12 protein-coding genes and 1 pseudogene are annotated in these 16,021 nt (G+C 41.4%); 11 read left to right on the forward strand and 2 right to left on the reverse strand.

Annotated features, from left to right (window positions below):
* Positions 1-263, forward strand: a pseudogene (locus JL57_RS34540) (preprotein translocase subunit SecA); the annotation flags it as partial.
* Positions 264-731: 468 nt separating this feature from the next.
* On the forward strand, positions 732-1,562 hold the full coding sequence (gene cas6 / locus JL57_RS14850; RefSeq protein WP_034142809.1) for a CRISPR-associated endoribonuclease Cas6: 831 nt from the start codon (positions 732-734) through the stop codon (positions 1,560-1,562).
* Positions 1,563-1,596: 34 nt separating this feature from the next.
* On the opposite strand, the gene JL57_RS14855 is transcribed toward cas6, so the two are convergent.
* Both JL57_RS14855 and JL57_RS14860 read right to left on the reverse strand, forming a co-directional pair.
* Positions 1,597-1,992 carry a putative toxin-antitoxin system toxin component, PIN family gene (locus tag JL57_RS14855; protein ID WP_034142810.1) on the reverse strand — a complete coding sequence of 132 codons (396 nt, stop codon included), beginning with the start codon at positions 1,990-1,992 and terminating at the stop codon, positions 1,597-1,599.
* Positions 1,989-2,252: an AbrB/MazE/SpoVT family DNA-binding domain-containing protein gene (locus JL57_RS14860; protein ID WP_034142811.1), complete on the reverse strand. Its 264-nt coding sequence runs from the start codon at positions 2,250-2,252 to the stop codon at positions 1,989-1,991. The genes JL57_RS14855 and JL57_RS14860 overlap by 4 nt, the downstream gene beginning before the upstream one ends.
* 367 nt (positions 2,253-2,619) lie before the next feature.
* On the opposite strand from JL57_RS14860, the gene JL57_RS14865 reads away from it, so the two are divergent.
* The 9 genes from JL57_RS14865 (at position 2,620) to JL57_RS14900 (ending at position 15,933) form a co-directional block, all read left to right on the forward strand.
* Positions 2,620-4,230 carry a hypothetical protein gene (locus JL57_RS14865; RefSeq protein ID WP_034142812.1) on the forward strand — a complete coding sequence of 537 codons (1,611 nt, stop codon included), beginning with the start codon at positions 2,620-2,622 and terminating at the stop codon, positions 4,228-4,230.
* Positions 4,223-5,839 (forward strand): Cas10/Cmr2 second palm domain-containing protein, encoded by a 1,617-nt coding sequence (locus JL57_RS14870; protein WP_034142813.1) that lies wholly within the window; start codon positions 4,223-4,225, stop codon positions 5,837-5,839. Before JL57_RS14865 ends, JL57_RS14870 begins: the two co-directional genes overlap by 8 nt.
* Positions 5,836-8,103, forward strand: a complete 2,268-nt coding sequence (locus tag JL57_RS14875) for an RAMP superfamily CRISPR-associated protein (RefSeq protein ID WP_034142814.1) — start codon at positions 5,836-5,838, stop codon at positions 8,101-8,103. The genes JL57_RS14870 and JL57_RS14875 overlap by 4 nt, the downstream gene beginning before the upstream one ends.
* A complete protein-coding gene (locus JL57_RS14880) occupies positions 8,096-9,625 on the forward strand; it encodes an RAMP superfamily CRISPR-associated protein (protein ID WP_034142815.1) in 1,530 nt (509 codons plus the stop codon). The genes JL57_RS14875 and JL57_RS14880 overlap by 8 nt, the downstream gene beginning before the upstream one ends.
* Positions 9,622-10,155: a hypothetical protein gene (locus JL57_RS14885; protein ID WP_034142816.1), complete on the forward strand. Its 534-nt coding sequence runs from the start codon at positions 9,622-9,624 to the stop codon at positions 10,153-10,155. The genes JL57_RS14880 and JL57_RS14885 overlap by 4 nt, the downstream gene beginning before the upstream one ends.
* Complete coding sequence (locus tag JL57_RS14890; protein WP_034142817.1) at positions 10,152-12,401, forward strand: TIGR03986 family CRISPR-associated RAMP protein; 2,250 nt, start codon at positions 10,152-10,154, stop codon at positions 12,399-12,401. The genes JL57_RS14885 and JL57_RS14890 overlap by 4 nt, the downstream gene beginning before the upstream one ends.
* A 748-nt stretch (positions 12,402-13,149) precedes the next feature.
* Positions 13,150-14,478, forward strand: a complete 1,329-nt coding sequence (locus JL57_RS14895) for a TIGR02710 family CRISPR-associated CARF protein (RefSeq protein ID WP_034142818.1) — start codon at positions 13,150-13,152, stop codon at positions 14,476-14,478.
* Between the two features lie 83 nt (positions 14,479-14,561).
* The gene (locus JL57_RS36445; RefSeq protein WP_366557034.1) at positions 14,562-14,684 is read left to right on the forward strand and encodes a HEPN domain-containing protein; all 123 of its coding nucleotides are present in this window, start codon (positions 14,562-14,564) and stop codon (positions 14,682-14,684) included.
* A 289-nt stretch (positions 14,685-14,973) separates the two neighbouring features.
* The gene (locus JL57_RS14900; protein WP_291300127.1) at positions 14,974-15,933 is read left to right on the forward strand and encodes a PD-(D/E)XK nuclease family transposase; all 960 of its coding nucleotides are present in this window, start codon (positions 14,974-14,976) and stop codon (positions 15,931-15,933) included.
* Positions 15,934-16,021 lie beyond the last annotated feature (88 nt).

The following is a 16,021-nucleotide window of genomic DNA, read 5'->3' on the forward strand; positions in this document are numbered from 1 at the left end:
AAAGCTCATCCGCCAAGGGCTACGAGAGGATGAAAACGAACTTCATTAATACCTCGCTCAAGGTCAGGGCCAACCATATCGCCTTCCTCTGTGAAAACCTGGATAAAACCATTAAGGATGTGAAGCATGAGCTGCTCCAAATCGCCCCCAATGACAAGGAGACGTATATCACTTATAAGAATAAAGTTTACGATCTTTTGAATGTGTGGCTTAAGGATGAGACGTGGAGCAGGCAAGCTCGTCCCGGCGGAGATACGCAGTAAGGAATGGTGAGCATGAGCGCATCCCCGAAGCTTCGGATACTTCAGGCTGGGAAATCGCGGCGGACGCTGTCGTTGTTCAGGTAGAGGCCGGTCTGCAGGAGTACCGGCGTATGTACGGTCCCAAATTCGCCAGAAAAGCCATCGGGTTTCCCACCTGGCTCTTCCAATTGGGGAAAAAGGCAGGCCGATTTCTGCGCAGGGCATGCGGGAGGTATTGAGGGAGAAGCTGGGGATTGACATGCTGTCATTAATACTTTTGGACAAGAAGATCGGTCGCGAAGATGTTGGTCGTGACGATGAGTTTAACTAAGCCAAATTTAAAAATAAAGGATTTCATGGGAAATAAAAGAATTACCTAAATACTTAGTAATCTGGGATTTTTGCCAAAGATAACAGAAAAATGTCTAACTAATAATGTAAACTTAAAGTAGGTGAGAAAATTCTACTACGATAAGGGGAGTTGTAATTATGAGGTTGAATATAAGCCTGAAATTTCCACCAACGGAAGGGTTCCCAATCCATTATCATTATTGGCTCCAAAGCGCGATTTATCACGTAATGGAAGGTGGAATCGCAGATCAGGTCCATTCGCAAGGGTTCGAAGGAGATGGACGGATTTTTCGGCTCTTTACATTCTCAAAGCTATTGGGACGTTATGAGTTATCTAAGGATAAACAGTTTATCCGTTTCCCTGAAGGAGCCAATTGGATTGTCTCCTCACCGATAAACGATATTCTAAGCTCTATCGCAGGGGGACTGCTAAAACAGTTGACGTTAAGAATCGGCGGGATCTGTGCAGAGATTACTGGGATTCAAGTCTCACACCCGAATGTGCAAAGCGAGATTATTCGCGTGCGCATACTGTCACCTGTCGTAGCTTATAGTACCCTGTTTCGTGGAGACGGGAGCAAATACACAGTCTATCTGCAGCCTGGGGAGCCGGAATTTAGGCGCATTGTGTCTGAAAATCTCCTGAAGAAATGGGACGGGATCAGAGCTTGGAATCAAGTAGAGAAAAAGGATGAAAATGAAAGCTCCTATCCCATGAACAACGCCAGTGATCAGCTAGAAGGTGAGCGAAGGGGGGTTAACCTTCATATGCTCAATAATCCAAAGATGCACATTTTGGAGTATAAAGGAGGAATCATCAAAGGATACTCGGGGATGATGGAACTTTCTGGACCGCCTGAGTTGCTTCAAGTTGCCATTGATGCTGGACTGGGGAGTAAGAATTCACAGGGGTGCGGATGTTTGGAGGTGATGGGGAGGGGTGACATCGCTAGGGTAAGTAAGACGTGAAGTCTGAAAAAGAAATTTAAGAACTTATCAATAATTATTCCGTTTCAAGCCATTCCAGATACTGCGCTGCATTCATTGTGCGTGGGCGCTCCATATCAAGCCGCAAGAAATGTTTATCCCCGCTGATAATAATGTCTACATTTTCAACAATTGCAGCATTGAGAATCGGCTGATCCTTTGGATCGCTAATCAGCTTCTGTGGATATTCAGGTGCAAGCACTAAATCATAGCCAAGCTCGGCAAGGAAAACATCAACATCTGCCAACGCCTGTGGAGCCTTACGCTCGAGCACATCCCGCAGTTCAAAAATATTATGGTCGCAGAGCACCAGTTCGTGATACCTTGCGGCATGGAGCAGAGCGGCGGCAGGTTTAGAATTGGGCCAAAGCAATGCAGATATAAGGATGTTTGTATCGGCTAATATCTTCATTTTTTTGAGTTCTTTCCGTAGCGTACCTCATCAACAAGAGCCTGCACTTGGTTCTCATCTTGGATACCGGCTGTTTCAGCCACCCCTTCAAATGCCTTTTGCGCTTTCAGAATGGCCGTAGCTGACGCATTGTTAATCACGATTTCTCCATTTTCCCGCTCAATAAAAAGTAGCTTATCTCCTTCCTTAAGCATAAGCTTACGGCGAATTTCTATGGGAACTGTGACCTGACCGTTTGCAGATACCTTGGCAAGGTTCATTAATATCACTCCTTTCAATTCCTTAGATATCAAGAATTCTTTATATATAGTATATGCCCTTAAGAAAAATCTACAAAGAAAAATTTGTGAACAAATAAGGCGAAAAATGCAAGATGAGAATATTTGTGTACGCACACTCTCCCCGGTCGTGGCCTATAGAACCCTGTTTCGTGGAGAAGGAAGCAAATACACAGTCCATTGTGCATTTCACAATTCTTGATAATAGTCAGGAAAATGGTAATAGGGGGGAAAATCAAGTAATGTCTTAAAGAAATTCAAGATTAAAGAAAACCGCGACATATGACGACAGAGAACATCAGATATTGTCCTTATCAAGAAAATCTTTTGAAATTATGAGGTGGGTTTGATGCCAATTAGTAAAGAAGAGATGATCGCTGAGACGGAGGCGTTTTGGAAAGGTTATCCTCGTGGTACTAATTATGTGGAATATTATTCGAACTATATTCATGAATTATTGCCCTATGAGCTTGATTATATTAGACAAAGCAGAGAAACTCTAAAAATTAACGTGGGGACGCTTGTTTTTATAGTCGGATACAGCTTAGAACCATTAATTTTGTTAATTTGCTTAATAAAACCTCCAAGAGTTTTAATAGTTTTAAATGAAAACTATGGAAGAGAGACTGGAGAAGACAGAGCACCTAGAGTGAAGGGAATTATTCAGAAGGCTGTTAAGGAGGTTAGCGTTGCAGATGAAGAAATGGATGGTAATAGTTACACTGTAGAGATGAAGCATGGAATACTTTCTGGTGAGGGACCCAATGAGGTATATGAATTTTTGCATTCTCATTGCAAGGGGTGTAAAGATCTGATCATCGATGTTACGGGCGGAAAGAAATCGATGGTATCCGGGGCGTTTCTTTATGCTGCCTATAATAATACAAGAATTACCTATGTTGATTTTTACAAATATGATGAGCAAGGTCAACGACCTTATGGTTTCTCATGTTATCCTGATATGTTAAAAAATCCGATCAAAGAGTATGCTTTAAAGGACTGGGCACGAGTTCAAGATTTATATGAAAAGTATTCGTTTCCGGCGGCTTTAGAAATTCTGCAGCAAAATATTCTAAAATCATCTAGACTAGAAGGTTCTAGAAAGTTTGATCCTGATGAAATTAATAAGCTTAATAATCTAAAATCAATCCTGGAAATGTATAAGTTTTGGGATATGTCTGATTTTAAAACTGCCCGAATTAGTTATAAAAAGATAGCAAATTTGATAGGAAGAGAAATGGTTCCAAACTTAATCTTTGATATTGAACAATGGCAATTAGGTGGTCAAAGTATTGAAGAAATGGTCTTACTACTAAAGAAAGGTGACACCGATATTATCGAAAGATTTGGTAAAAGATTAGATAGGCAAATTCTTTCTAACCCTAAACTTGTCGCACTATATGTTCAAAATGAAATAAACAAAGCCCAGATATTAATTTCGGACTATTCGGACTATCGTTCTTCTTTTCTAAAAACAAGTGCCGTCTCTGAATTTCTAATAAAATCCAGAGTCTATCGTTATGAGAAACATTTACAACCAAGAGAATTAATTGATTCCTTTCTTGGGTACGGTGGATTGAGTCTCTTTATTACCTTACTAGATCATGGAGTAGCAGCGAATATACAATACAATTATACATTTGATGTGCTTTTCTTTGATATTTTACGCAATCGAATGGGTGATGAATTTGTTAGTTATCAGAGAATGCTACAAGACGCGAAGAATTTATCCTTATTTAGAAATAAGACTGTTCATGGGGTTTTACCAATTCCAAAGGAGATGGCTACCGAGTCGTTAAGGATCGCTAAGAATAACCTCCAAAATTATTTGAAGTATTTTTTACCACAGGAGGATAGGTCTTATGTGGATAATGCTGTCAAAGAGATAATCCCTTGGAATTCCCTTAAACAAGCACTTCAGCTGGATTTTATACCGGAGGATGTGAATTCGATTGACTAAATTTCTTTTAGTTGCCGAAGCAGATCAGATACAAAAAACGATCTTTAAGGCAACACGTTTGGCTGAAATCATCGGGGGGAGCCAACTGCTCACCAATTGGTGTAATGAAAAGGCAGAAGAATTGAGGGAGTTCGGGATTCTGGAAGAGGACATTATTATTGCCGATGGTGGTGCCTTTCGGATTATTTTCAACAAGTATGAAGATTGCGAGCACTGGGGGATGAGATTAGCCGAGGATTACGCTTCTGTAATAGGTGGAACCATCTCGGTGACAAAACCGCTCCCCATCAACGACGAAAATAGCTTTAGAGAGGTATCAGTCCTGGCTCAATTAGAACTTCGGAAAATGAAGAATAATCCCCTGCCCATCTCAGTAAATCAGCATAATCCGTTTGTGAACATTTGTGATGTTTGTGGGAGCGGTTTAGGGAACGAAAAGATCGAGAATTACCAGCAGATCAGTGGCAATAATGACAATACTGTTCATGACAAAAGAAAGATCCTCTGCCGGAGCTGTAATAACAAATTAAAATTGGCTCAAGAGTCACACTTTAAATCAAATTTTCTTGCTCATGTGAAAAACTGTTTTCAGGGAACACAAAAAGATCAGATTACGCTTCGTATGCCTCAGGAAGTTGAGGAACTTGCCAGCTACAAAGTGCGCAATAATATTGCTTATATCGTAGCAGATGGCAATGACATGGGTGTTTTGTTTAGCACTTGTAATAAAGCACAAATGAAAAGTTTATCAACTGAGCTGCCGAAAATAATTAATGAGACAATTGCCATAGTGACTGCGCGCATGATTGTGAAGCTTTATGAAGAAGAATTTGCCGCAGGTAAACCTTTCGAAGTGATTTGCCTGGTTGTTCCATTAATCTTAGGTGGCGATGATATTTATATACAACTGGCTGCCCCGTATTCATTAGACTTTGTTCGAATGTTTACCAGCTTATATATTGACAGAATGCAGACGTTTAAGCGTGAAAATGGCTTGCAGGGTGAGAAGGCTGGGATCTGCTTTGGACTGGTGATCTGTAAAGCAAAATATCCCCATACCCTTGCTTATGATCACGCGCATAAATTCCTTAATCAATCTAAAGTAGCGGCAAAAGCAGGCCGAGTTGGGATAAACGCTGATCAAGTGAGTCGGAGCCTTATCTCTTTTGGGGTCGCGGAGGCAAATCATCGGCTTGAGGGACACTATCAGCCTAGTCTTCAACCCTATTCGACTGAAGACATTGCAAGCAGGAGACATTTATCCTTAAAGGAATTGATCAGTTATCGATCGAAACTAAAGGATGTTCCAAGTTCGCGACTTGCGGAATGGCATAAATTCTATGATATTTCCGTATTGCCTGAGCGTCCCAGATCACAAGCTAAGGATAACTGGATTTCAGACTTTAGATATTTTAGGCAAAGAACGAGTATCAATCCGAGCATCAATACGCTTCTGTATGAGGCTCTTGTAACTTTAGGAAGCGATAATGAGGAAGAGCTTTACATGAGAAGTAATGATTCCAAGTTTGGCTCAGGGATCCCGGATTTACTGGAGTTTTGGGATTATGCTTCAGACTTGGCTGACGATAAGGAGGAGTTGGAGAAATGAGCCTTAAGCTGGTCTTTTCAGTTAAGTTATTAACCGATTACCATGTTTCTACCGGAGCAGGATTAGGGAAGAACATTGATTCAGCTTTATTCAGAGATCATACAGGACGACCATCTCTACGCGGATCGACCCTAGCAGGCTTATTTCGTTCAGCTGGGCAAGAGCTTGGTCGGCTGGCTCCACAACTCCAGCAAACTATCAATGAGATTTTCGAAAATAAACAGCACATTAAGAGTTGGGCGTTTCGTTCGGCTGAAATGGTTCAAGATGATCTGATGAATATTCAGGTTGGCGAAAGTCGATTTTCCAATGTCCGAGTGGGGGTCAGAATCGATCCTGTCTCACGGCGGGCGCAGGACAAAAAGTTTTTTAACAAAGAGTTTGGAAGTGCCGGGATCGAGTTTATCTTCGAGGTAGAGCATATTGGTCAACCGGGTCAAGAAAAGGATGAAGCAGCTCTGCTCTTAGCAACTGCACGCCTGATCCGCTCGTTAGGCAGTGGTATCAACCGCGGGGCAGGTAAATGTTTGCTTACACTAAAATCTATCCAAGGAATCGAGCGTACCATAACCCAAGAGGAGCTTTTTGAGCACCTGAAGAGAATGCTTGAAGGACAGCAACGAGAGACTACATTTGGGTTAACAGTTGCGAAGCAAACAATAGCCAATACCTATACCTATACCTCCCATCGATATAGGGTAGTCTTGAAAAGCCTGGAACCGATCATTATCACAAATGGCGGAAGGGATGGGACAGAATATGACACACTGAACTATATTCCGGGAACCACTGTCTTAGGGGCAATTGCTAATAAATACATAAAACAAAATTCGATCGAGGGTGAAGCATATAACGATTTTCTTCATCTGTTTAAGCGCGGGGGTCTCGTCTTTTCTCCTCTCTATCCGGTCGTACTTGATGAGGTAGACCGCAGTTCGTTGTTGCCGACTATTCCGATCCCTCAAGATATGCTGACATGCAAGAGAAAACCAAATTTTTCCACTTATTGCCATGAAAATGAGATAAGAGGGTACGCGTGTTTACAAGAGACTAGCTCCTATAAATGCTTGATCTGTTCGAAAGGACTAGCAGAGGTACCCTTGATCAATGTCGAGGGCTTCCTGCCGGTTCGTTGGAACATCGGGAGCAAGGTGCAAAAATTAGAAAGTCAAAAAAACTACGAGCCTCATTTGGCCATGCAGGATAATGAGCGTCGGGCAAATGACGGAAGCTTTTACGCCTATAACGTACTCCCCGCAGGTTCTCTTTATTATGGGGAGATCTATGCTCATGATCCAGAACATCTCAAACAGATCTTACAGTTGATGGAAAATGAAAATGAGGGTTATGAATCCGAACTCTTAATTGGAAAAGGAATCACACGTGGTTATGGAAGAGTAAAGATGCACCTTGAACCTTGCCCAGAATCTAAACTAAACCCTGAACCAATCGAAAAGAGGGTGAAGTCGTTGGATTCAGTGACCTTATATTTCTTATCCGATACTATCGTAGTCGATCCGTGGGGACGATGTATTTCCGGTTTTGACTCCGCTGTCTTGTCTAAAATGCTATCGTTAGAAGTAGAAATGATCCAGGCTTTTGTTTCATTGAAAGAAATCGAAGGGTTTAGCGGGATAACTGGACTGCCGAAATTTAGGGATATGGCAATTAAAGCAGGTTCAGCGATAGGTTTTAAAGTGGTCTCAGGAGAATTGACAGATCTTTTGGTCAAACTATCCGGAATTGAGCAGCAGGGTATGGGCTTTAGAACCCATGAAGGTTTTGGCAGGGTTGCTTTCAACCATGTGGTGTACCACATGGAGGACTTTTCACATGGGATCAGGTGCGTAAGAAATCCCTATTATGTCAGTGACTCAAGTCAACCTGAAGTGTGGTCAAAGATCAAGACTCGACTGCATACCCGATATCTCAACCGCACTCTTGATAAGTCCTTTGATCGATCGTTAGCTCGATGGCTCAATAACCATAAACATTTAAATGTAGAAAAGCTTAAAGAAAGACTATGTTTATATGGAACCCTAAATATCTTAGAAGGTTTTGGTATCAGTGCACGCGATAAACGAGACGGGATAGCCGAATTTGTCCGATTGGCTAATGAGGAAATTGAGGCACTTAACGAAATCTTAAAGAGGAAACTCGCTGATCATAACCTGGAACAAAGCGAAGAGCTTTGGAAAAGAACAATTGAGTGGTTTGCCTCTCATATCATCGCCTGTGAGAAAGCGGGGGAAATCAATGGATAAGTTGATCTTAGAGATACATTTTCAGACTGTAACTCAAATACATATCGGCTCGGGTGATAATGAGGGACTCGTAGATAACCAACTAATGCGCAGGGTTGACGGAAAATATATTATTCCCGGTTCCTCATTGGCGGGAGTTCTCCGGGCAAGGGCAACGAGGCTTTTTCCCAGGCTATTCATGCTCGATCAATGTTTAGCCTTTGATTCTAAGAATAAGCAATTATGCACTTGCGCTGTATGTAGCCTATTTGGGCAAATTAACCCTGATGCTAAAAAAGACTCTCCTCAAACGTCAAAGATAATGGTAGATGATGCTCAGCTTATGCTGAGTGATAAGACCTTGCTTCGGGATGGGATAGGTATTGATCGGGAAACCAGAACCGTGGTCAAGGCAGCTAAATTCGACTATGAGACGATCCCACCAGAGACCGACGTGATCTTAAGAATTGAAGGCAATCAGCTGACCGAGCTGGAAGAAGCGATGCTGGTAGTGTTAATTAGCGAAATCGATCTTGGTCGCATTAGTATCGGTGGGAAAAGTTCTCGGGGTTTAGGGAGGATCAGACTTAAAGATTCCAATCAGAAGAAGGAAGTATTCGCTAAATATCTAAAAAGTCTCCAAGGGGATACTCAGGAATTAATAAAGTTATTGAAGGAAGATGACTGGTTTAACATTGGTCATGAAATTCATAACTGGTATGAGGAGCGGCTCATCTTTGTAATAAATAGTTATCAACCATGTAGTATCGATCAGATGAGCATTAAAGGATTCATCCGATTTGATGAAGGGCTGCTTATTAAAGACAACTATATCGGAATTGGAACGAGCTTTGATTCTGTTCCCCATATGCTTAAAATACGAGATCAATTGCACACCTATCTGCCTGGCTCAAGCTTGAGAGGCGTATTGCGAAGCCAGGCAGAGCGCATTGTGAGGACCGTAGTCAGCGATCAATCAATAATTGGGGATTCAGCTGAACAACTTCTCAGCTTGGCCAGTGATCTTTTTGGAGACAAAGAACAGGGAAGTAGGTTGAAAATTCGTGATGGGCAGGAAGCATTCGAAGTTGAAAGTCAGGCCGCGATGTATAGTCAGGATTTTTTGGCCATTGACCGTTTTACAGGCGGCGGTAGAGATGGGAAAAAATTTGACACTGTTGCGGTGTACAGACCGAGGTATGAGCTGGAGTTTGTTCTCGAGCAGCCGGAGGATTGGGAAATAGGTTGGTTGTTGCTGACAATTCGGGATCTCAATGATGGACTGGCAATGATCGGTTCCGGTTCTGCTAAAGGTTTCGGACGAGCTGAAATAGAAGTCAAGAACACAACAGTATTGTTACCCCAAAACTCCGAGATTTCTGGTACCTTAGAAGATTCTGGGGTCCTTAAGGCTAAACAGCTTTCACTTGCCTCGTTGCTCGAAGATGAAAAGGTTGATACCTATATCGAGGCTTTTACACAGAAGGTCAAACAAGAAGGGGCTTCTAGGGAGAAGGGCGTTGAAAAGGAGGGGGCAAAATGAACGTAATAACCAAAGATGATTTGCAGATCATGGGTGGCAATTTTTTAACTGAGAAGTGCCCCAAATTTCTGACCAACTTGCCAGAGGCTTTAGATTGGGCAATTTTCGAATACTCCAATGGATGTGAATTAATTAAATCAAGCGATCTCACAACCCCAAGCGATGCTTCTCTTGTAAAACTTGAACGCTTAGAAAGAGTTCGCTTTTTCGGTGCGGGTGGAGATCTTGATATCCGGCGCGACCAGAATACGTTATTTTGGCGTTTTGTCGGTCGAAAAAGTAACTTTCCTGCTGAATTTGCTTCGCTTGATTTCTGGCAGAGTGGTGGAATTGCTTCACTTGTCGTCCATGAAGAGACACTCTATTTGTGGGGTGAATGGAGAGGAAACAAATTTAAAGAGGCTAAAGTTGCAGCAGCGAACCTTAATTATCCCATTAGCGGGAAAAGAGCGATTATAAAAACGAATGTTTATTCATATTACGGTAGGCCTCAGTTTTCTTGGTACAGAAGTTTGGAGGGTTTACAATGATAGGGAGAATATCTGAGTACAATTCCAGTATGGGGTTCGGCAAGCTTGTTGCTGGTTCAGAGACATTCTATATTACGAGGCATACTTTTACTGGTCTGGGTATTGAGCCGCAAATAGGCATGGAGCTGGAAATAGATCTGAAAGGCATACAAGTCATAGTGAAAAAAGTTTTGGCTGCACCAAAGGTAGATAAGGGCCAGAAGCATAGTTCCCTTGTGCCTGATGCCCCCCCAACGAGATTTTATAATCCCTACAATTTTGTGAGGACTCTGTCTCCGCAAAAGAATACTTTTTTCGAAAAGGGTACCCCCAAGAAACATCAATGCTATGAGGGATTAACGGGCGAAATTGTCTGTCACCTCACAGTGGAAACCCCGCTATTTATCGGTAACGGACAACCCGAAACTAATAATGGTCATCAAAGGTTCGATTTCTTTAGTATTAATCATAAGCCGGTCATTCCAGCCTCCAGCCTGAGAGGAATGGTCAGAAATATTTTTGAGACAGTTACGGATTCTTGTTACAGTATTATCGATGATAAATACTTGTGGAGAAGAATGACGACGAGGCAAGATTCGAACGGGCTTCAAGCAGCTAGGGTCATTAAAGAGGGTCAAGAATATTTTTTACAAGTCTTTACCGTTCCAGAACTCCCTTCAGGTTATAATAGACAAGGCTCCATGCAACCAGCTGCTTGGATTCGGCGTTATCAGCCTCGCGGAATGGACTGGCACAAGGATAAAGTGGACTTTAAAGGCCTTAACCACGGAGAACCAGCCTGGGCAGTGATTAAACCAGAGCAGCATCCTAAAAAACCGATTCGGTGCTGGCGGGTCGTCGAGCTTTACAAGATTACGGCTGAAACTGAAGCGCGCAAGGCTTTGGAAGAGAAATATAAAGGCAAAGGATACAAGTTGGCCGAGGGTTATATAAATGTGACGGGAAAGAACATTAAAAACAAGCATGATGAGCGTTTCTATTTCGGTCAAATAGAAACTAAACCGTTGCCGCCTCAAATTAGACAAAGATATGAAGAGATGGTGAAACAATACAAGAAGTTAAATGCCGAGGATATCGACAGTACGAAGAAACAAATTAAAGACAGGGGTATAGATGACTACGGGCTGGTCAACTTACATGATCCAGATATTAGCAAATTCATGCTCGAAGATAGTAACCAATTAAAAGAGGGAGATTTGGTTTATTGTAAGCTTGAGGAGGATAGGGTAAGACATGTAGTGCCGGTATACTTGAGTCGCACTAAGTATCCTAGTAAACCCATTGATCTGCTCAACGCGCGAAATTTTCCCTGTAATTCGTTCGAGTCATTGTGTCCTGCCTGTCGTGTTTTCGGGTGGGTAAAGGGCAATACTCATGACGACAGTCAACAGACCGATGCCCAAACTGAGGAGAAACATCCTGTCGCTTATGCGGGGAATGTATTTTTTGATAATGCTCACTTAGTCGGTACCGAGCCAAATATAATGGAGGAAATCGTTTTAGAAGAGCTATCGAGTCCTAAGCCCACCACAACCTTTTTCTACCTCAAGAAAAAAGCTGAGCCAAATATGGCAAATTTCATTCCGAAGGAACAGGGATACAAGAAGGCTGAACATACTTTAAGGGGGAGAAAGTACTATCGGCACCATCCTGAGGCTAAGAAAGCTGATTATCTTAAAAAAGCTGATGTCCCGAAAAGGAAGAGGACAATTAGAGGAGCCTTAAAGAGTGGGAACGTTTTCGAGTTTACGGTTCGGTTCTCTAACCTTTCAGAAGAGGAGCTTGGTGCCCTCCTTTGGAGTTTACAACTGGAGAAAGAGATGTTTCACCGCTTAGGGTACGGCAAGCCTTTGGGAATGGGCAGCGTAAAGATCAAGGTTAAGGCCATGATGCGCTATGATTTCAAAAAGCGGTATGGAAGTATTAAGGATAAAGGGGTAGTTGATGAAACCAATTCGATTCAACATTATCTCGACATTTTTCAAAACCTATACAATGACGGCCTAGCCAACGCAGAACCGTTTATTGATCTTAAAGCAATTTTGTCGAGCCCTGCGAACAAATACCCCATTCATTATCCACGAAAAAGCAGCAATGCTGAAGGAAAATCATACGAATGGTTTATGGATGCTGCTAACTATGGAAAAGATTATGTGGCTTTACCGATGGCCAGCGATGACAAGGGTTTACCCTATGATATCCCGCTTCCTGATAGATTTTCAAACAACAATAGAAACCAGCGATAAGAGAAGGAAGTGCCGCATATTGTTCAAGGACTTACCGCAATATCGATTATAAGGCCATTATCGGCGTTAATAGTCTTAATAAGATGTTGGGATACAAGGGAATTGAAATATTGACTCCAGAAAGCATGATTGGCGAGGAATTATGATGTATTAAGAGCCTTCGGTAGTAAGGGAAATAAATGAAATCCGTGAAAAGCATTATGAAGAAACAAAGGATCTCAGTTCGGAAGAACGTATTAGAAGGATAAATGAAAGCGGCAAGGAAGCAATGAAGCTGATTGAAGAATTAAGGAAAGAGCATCATAAACTCAAGTAGCTCGGTTAGCCAGTCAAACGGTAACCGGGTTTTTCTTTTGTATTCGGGTCAGGAAAAGCCTCCGTAGTTATTCATTATCTTAATCTTAATATCAGTAGTGATTTTATAAATGATTTGGGAAGAATTTCGTGGATATTTTGATAAATAAAGGGTTTCAAAACTTTTAAGAAGAATATTGTTTGTAATAATATCCATTGGCTTCAAAGCGTAATTTATCATGCGATGGAAGGGGAGATCGCAGACCAGGTCTAGATTGGACTTTTTGTTTGAGGTTGAACATCTTGGTGAAAAAGGTAATGGGGGAAAGAAACTTTGGTTTAGTAACCAATCGAAGGAAAATTTGGGACTAGCAAGTGAGGATAGGGGACTACCGATTAAAAGCAAATCTTACCTTCTTTTAGTCTTAAATTAAAATATTTTAGGGGGTGCGGAATGAAAAAAGTACTGGTGATGACGGTAGGCTCAAGCATCGAACCCCTTATTTTTTCAATTACGCAACACAAGCCTGATTTTGTTTATTTTATTTGCTCCGAAGGTTCCAAAAATTGTGTTGATGGAGTAGGAACAGTCCTTACAGATAAGAGAAATAATCGATCATATCGGAGTGTGGTGGCTGAGCTTAACTTAAAAGCTGATCAGTACGCAATCGGCAGTATTGTCGATCAGGATGATTTTAATGACTGTTACATGGGAGCCAGGAAAACTTTGAATCTTTGTCAAAGCAATTTTCCAGAAGTAAGAGGATATATTGACTATACAGGTGGCACAAAAAGCATGTGTGCGGGGATCGTTGCGGCCATGCTGGATCATGGGGAGTTTGAAATCGGAATTGTTTCCGGGGAGAAAAATGATCTAATCGGGGTGACGCCGGGAACTGAAAGAATTAGACGGATGGACCTAAGTAACATTGAGTTTCAGCGCAAGCTTGCTAATATGGAAAAGCTTTTTCTCCAGTATGACTACGCAGCGGCATATCTTTTAGCGAATGAGCTGAGTTTTCTTCAGGTTGGAAGTGAACAGCAGGACGTAATCACGTATTGGACAACGTCATGTAGGGGATTTAATAATTGGGATAGTTTTCAATATGAAATTGCTTTAACTCAGTTGAACATTCACGCTAAGAAGTTTCATAAGTCTATTAGGGTGTTAAAAGAGATCATTTCTGAAACAGAGCAATTTAAACGAGTAGATAAGCTGGGACAAGCGGCCGAAAAAGTTGGCTTTGCTTTGGTCTATGACTTAATTTATAATGCTCAGCGTCGCGCAATGCAACAACGATACGATGATGCTGTTTCAAGATTATATCGGGCTACGGAATTAGTTGGTCAGATCACTTTGACGCATCATAGTCCACCATTATCATCAGGGAATCTCAATTGGCGTGCATTGCCAGATCATTTACAGACGATTTATGGTTTGAGTGTATTTGATTTATCAAAAGAAGAAAATCTTAATACCGATGAAATGCAGAAAGGTAACTCGGGGACAGTTAATTTGGGATTAATGAAGACGATTGATCTACTGGAGAATTTAGATATCAAAGGATCTGGTGCTGTTTTTAGAGAATTCAAGAAAAAAATTCTTGCTCAGATAAAGCATAGAAACGGAAGTTTTTTGGCTCATGGCTCAGATCCTATTCAACGAGAGGAATTTAATTCGTTCAGCAAACTTGTATGGGATTATACTGTTGCCATAGAAAAGCAGTTTAATACGAAAACCAGCTGGTCAGAACTTTTTGCTCAGTTACCAAACCAACTGTAATTGGTGAATTAAGCTGCTTTCTGAAAATAATTATTGTGTTTAAGGTTGTTTTTCAATTGACTTAATCCCAAGGGCATCCTTGATTGACGCTTGAAGAAGCTGCGTGGATTAACCAAGCTAACTATGATATTGATACGGCAGAAGCGATGTTTCAATCCGGGAGGTATATCTATACGATATTTATGATACATTTGGCTATTACGTAGCACGGTAGCCTGCCTATAAGGAATTGAAACCCAAAATAAGTCCACGCATAATGTGGGCTTTTTTCTATGCCTGTAGCCTACCTACGAGGAATTGGACGCGGTTGCCTAGTTTGCAATAGCTGTGTGACGTGTAAAAGAAAAACAGGCAGAAAAAAGAGCAAAGTAAATAGCGTGACGTAAACCCCATAAACTGGTACAATAAGGATATACGATAGGATGCCAAGTTAAGTGAAGTTACCAGAGGTTTAAATGATACAGCGTTAATGATATAGGAAAGGAATGAAAAGTTTTGGCTATAAAAAAACTTATCCGCTTTGACTGGGCGATAAAATATATACTGCGAAATAAGGCTAATTTTGATGTTCTGGAAGCGTTTATTTCCAATTTGCTGAAAGAAATAATCGTTATAGAAGATGTTTTGGAAAGCGAAAGTAACCGGGAAGCTGAAAATCGAAAATTTAACCGGGTTGACTTAAAATGCAAGGATTCACAAGGGAAACAAATAATCATTGAAATACAAAATCAACGGGAGGCAGATTACCTTCAACGCTTGCTTTGGGGTACGTCAAAGGCAGTCGTGGAAGGTTTGGAGCTGGGGAAGGGTTATAGCGAAGTTGTGAAAGTTATATCTATCAGTATTCTCTATCATACCATGCGAGTGGATGAAAAAGAGAACACGGATTTTATCTATTATGGTACAACAGAATTGATCGGGTTGCATACGAAAAAACCGCTTATTCTGCATGAATCAAAAGCGAAACAGAAAGAAACACCTGTCGTTATCAGCAAAAATGTCTTTCCGGAATACTACATGATTTATGTTGAAAAATTTGAAGATATGATAAACGAGGCTATTGACGAATGGGTATATTTCTTCAAGCATGGTGCAATACGCGAGGACTTTAAGTCACCGGGAATACTGCTGGCGGCCAGAAAACTGGATTATCTAATGATGAGCGAGGAAGAGCGACGGGGATATGACGATTATCTTGCCTACTTGGGGCAGGAATTGGGGATATTAGAAACTGCCAAAGAAGAAGGTCGAGAAGAAGGGTTAGTCATTGGAGAGGCAAAAGGCAAGGCCGAGGCAATTTGTCAATATCTCGAAGTACGTTTTGGTGCAGAGTCACAAGAGCTTCAAGGGAGAGTCCGCACGATAACAGACTTGGATGTGCTCAGCCGTTTAACAAATCGAATTTTCGCTGTCGCTCATTTAGATGAAGCAACGGCTCTTATACAAGACTATTAATATCTCCATAGGAATTGCAAGATAGAACTGAGAAGTTGAGTACTCTATGGTGCACTGATTCATTACAACATGTCCCAAATATTATTAA

The sequence above is a fragment of the Desulfosporosinus sp. BICA1-9 genome (assembly GCF_000802135.1).

Excerpts from the sequence above, each read along its gene's own strand:
- JL57_RS14890 (WP_034142817.1), top strand. The coding sequence starts at position 10,152 with ATGATAGGGAGAATATCTGAGTACAATTCCAGTATGGGGTTCGGCAAG.
- JL57_RS14860 (WP_034142811.1), bottom strand. The coding sequence starts at position 2,252 with ATGAACCTTGCCAAGGTATCTGCAAACGGTCAGGTCACAGTTCCCATA.
- JL57_RS14855 (WP_034142810.1), bottom strand. The coding sequence starts at position 1,992 with ATGAAGATATTAGCCGATACAAACATCCTTATATCTGCATTGCTTTGG.
- JL57_RS14875 (WP_034142814.1), top strand. The coding sequence starts at position 5,836 with ATGAGCCTTAAGCTGGTCTTTTCAGTTAAGTTATTAACCGATTACCAT.
- JL57_RS14885 (WP_034142816.1), top strand. The coding sequence starts at position 9,622 with ATGAACGTAATAACCAAAGATGATTTGCAGATCATGGGTGGCAATTTT.
- JL57_RS14895 (WP_034142818.1), top strand. The coding sequence starts at position 13,150 with ATGAAAAAAGTACTGGTGATGACGGTAGGCTCAAGCATCGAACCCCTT.
- cas6 (WP_034142809.1), top strand. The coding sequence starts at position 732 with ATGAGGTTGAATATAAGCCTGAAATTTCCACCAACGGAAGGGTTCCCA.
- JL57_RS14865 (WP_034142812.1), top strand. The coding sequence starts at position 2,620 with ATGCCAATTAGTAAAGAAGAGATGATCGCTGAGACGGAGGCGTTTTGG.
- JL57_RS14880 (WP_034142815.1), top strand. The coding sequence starts at position 8,096 with ATGGATAAGTTGATCTTAGAGATACATTTTCAGACTGTAACTCAAATA.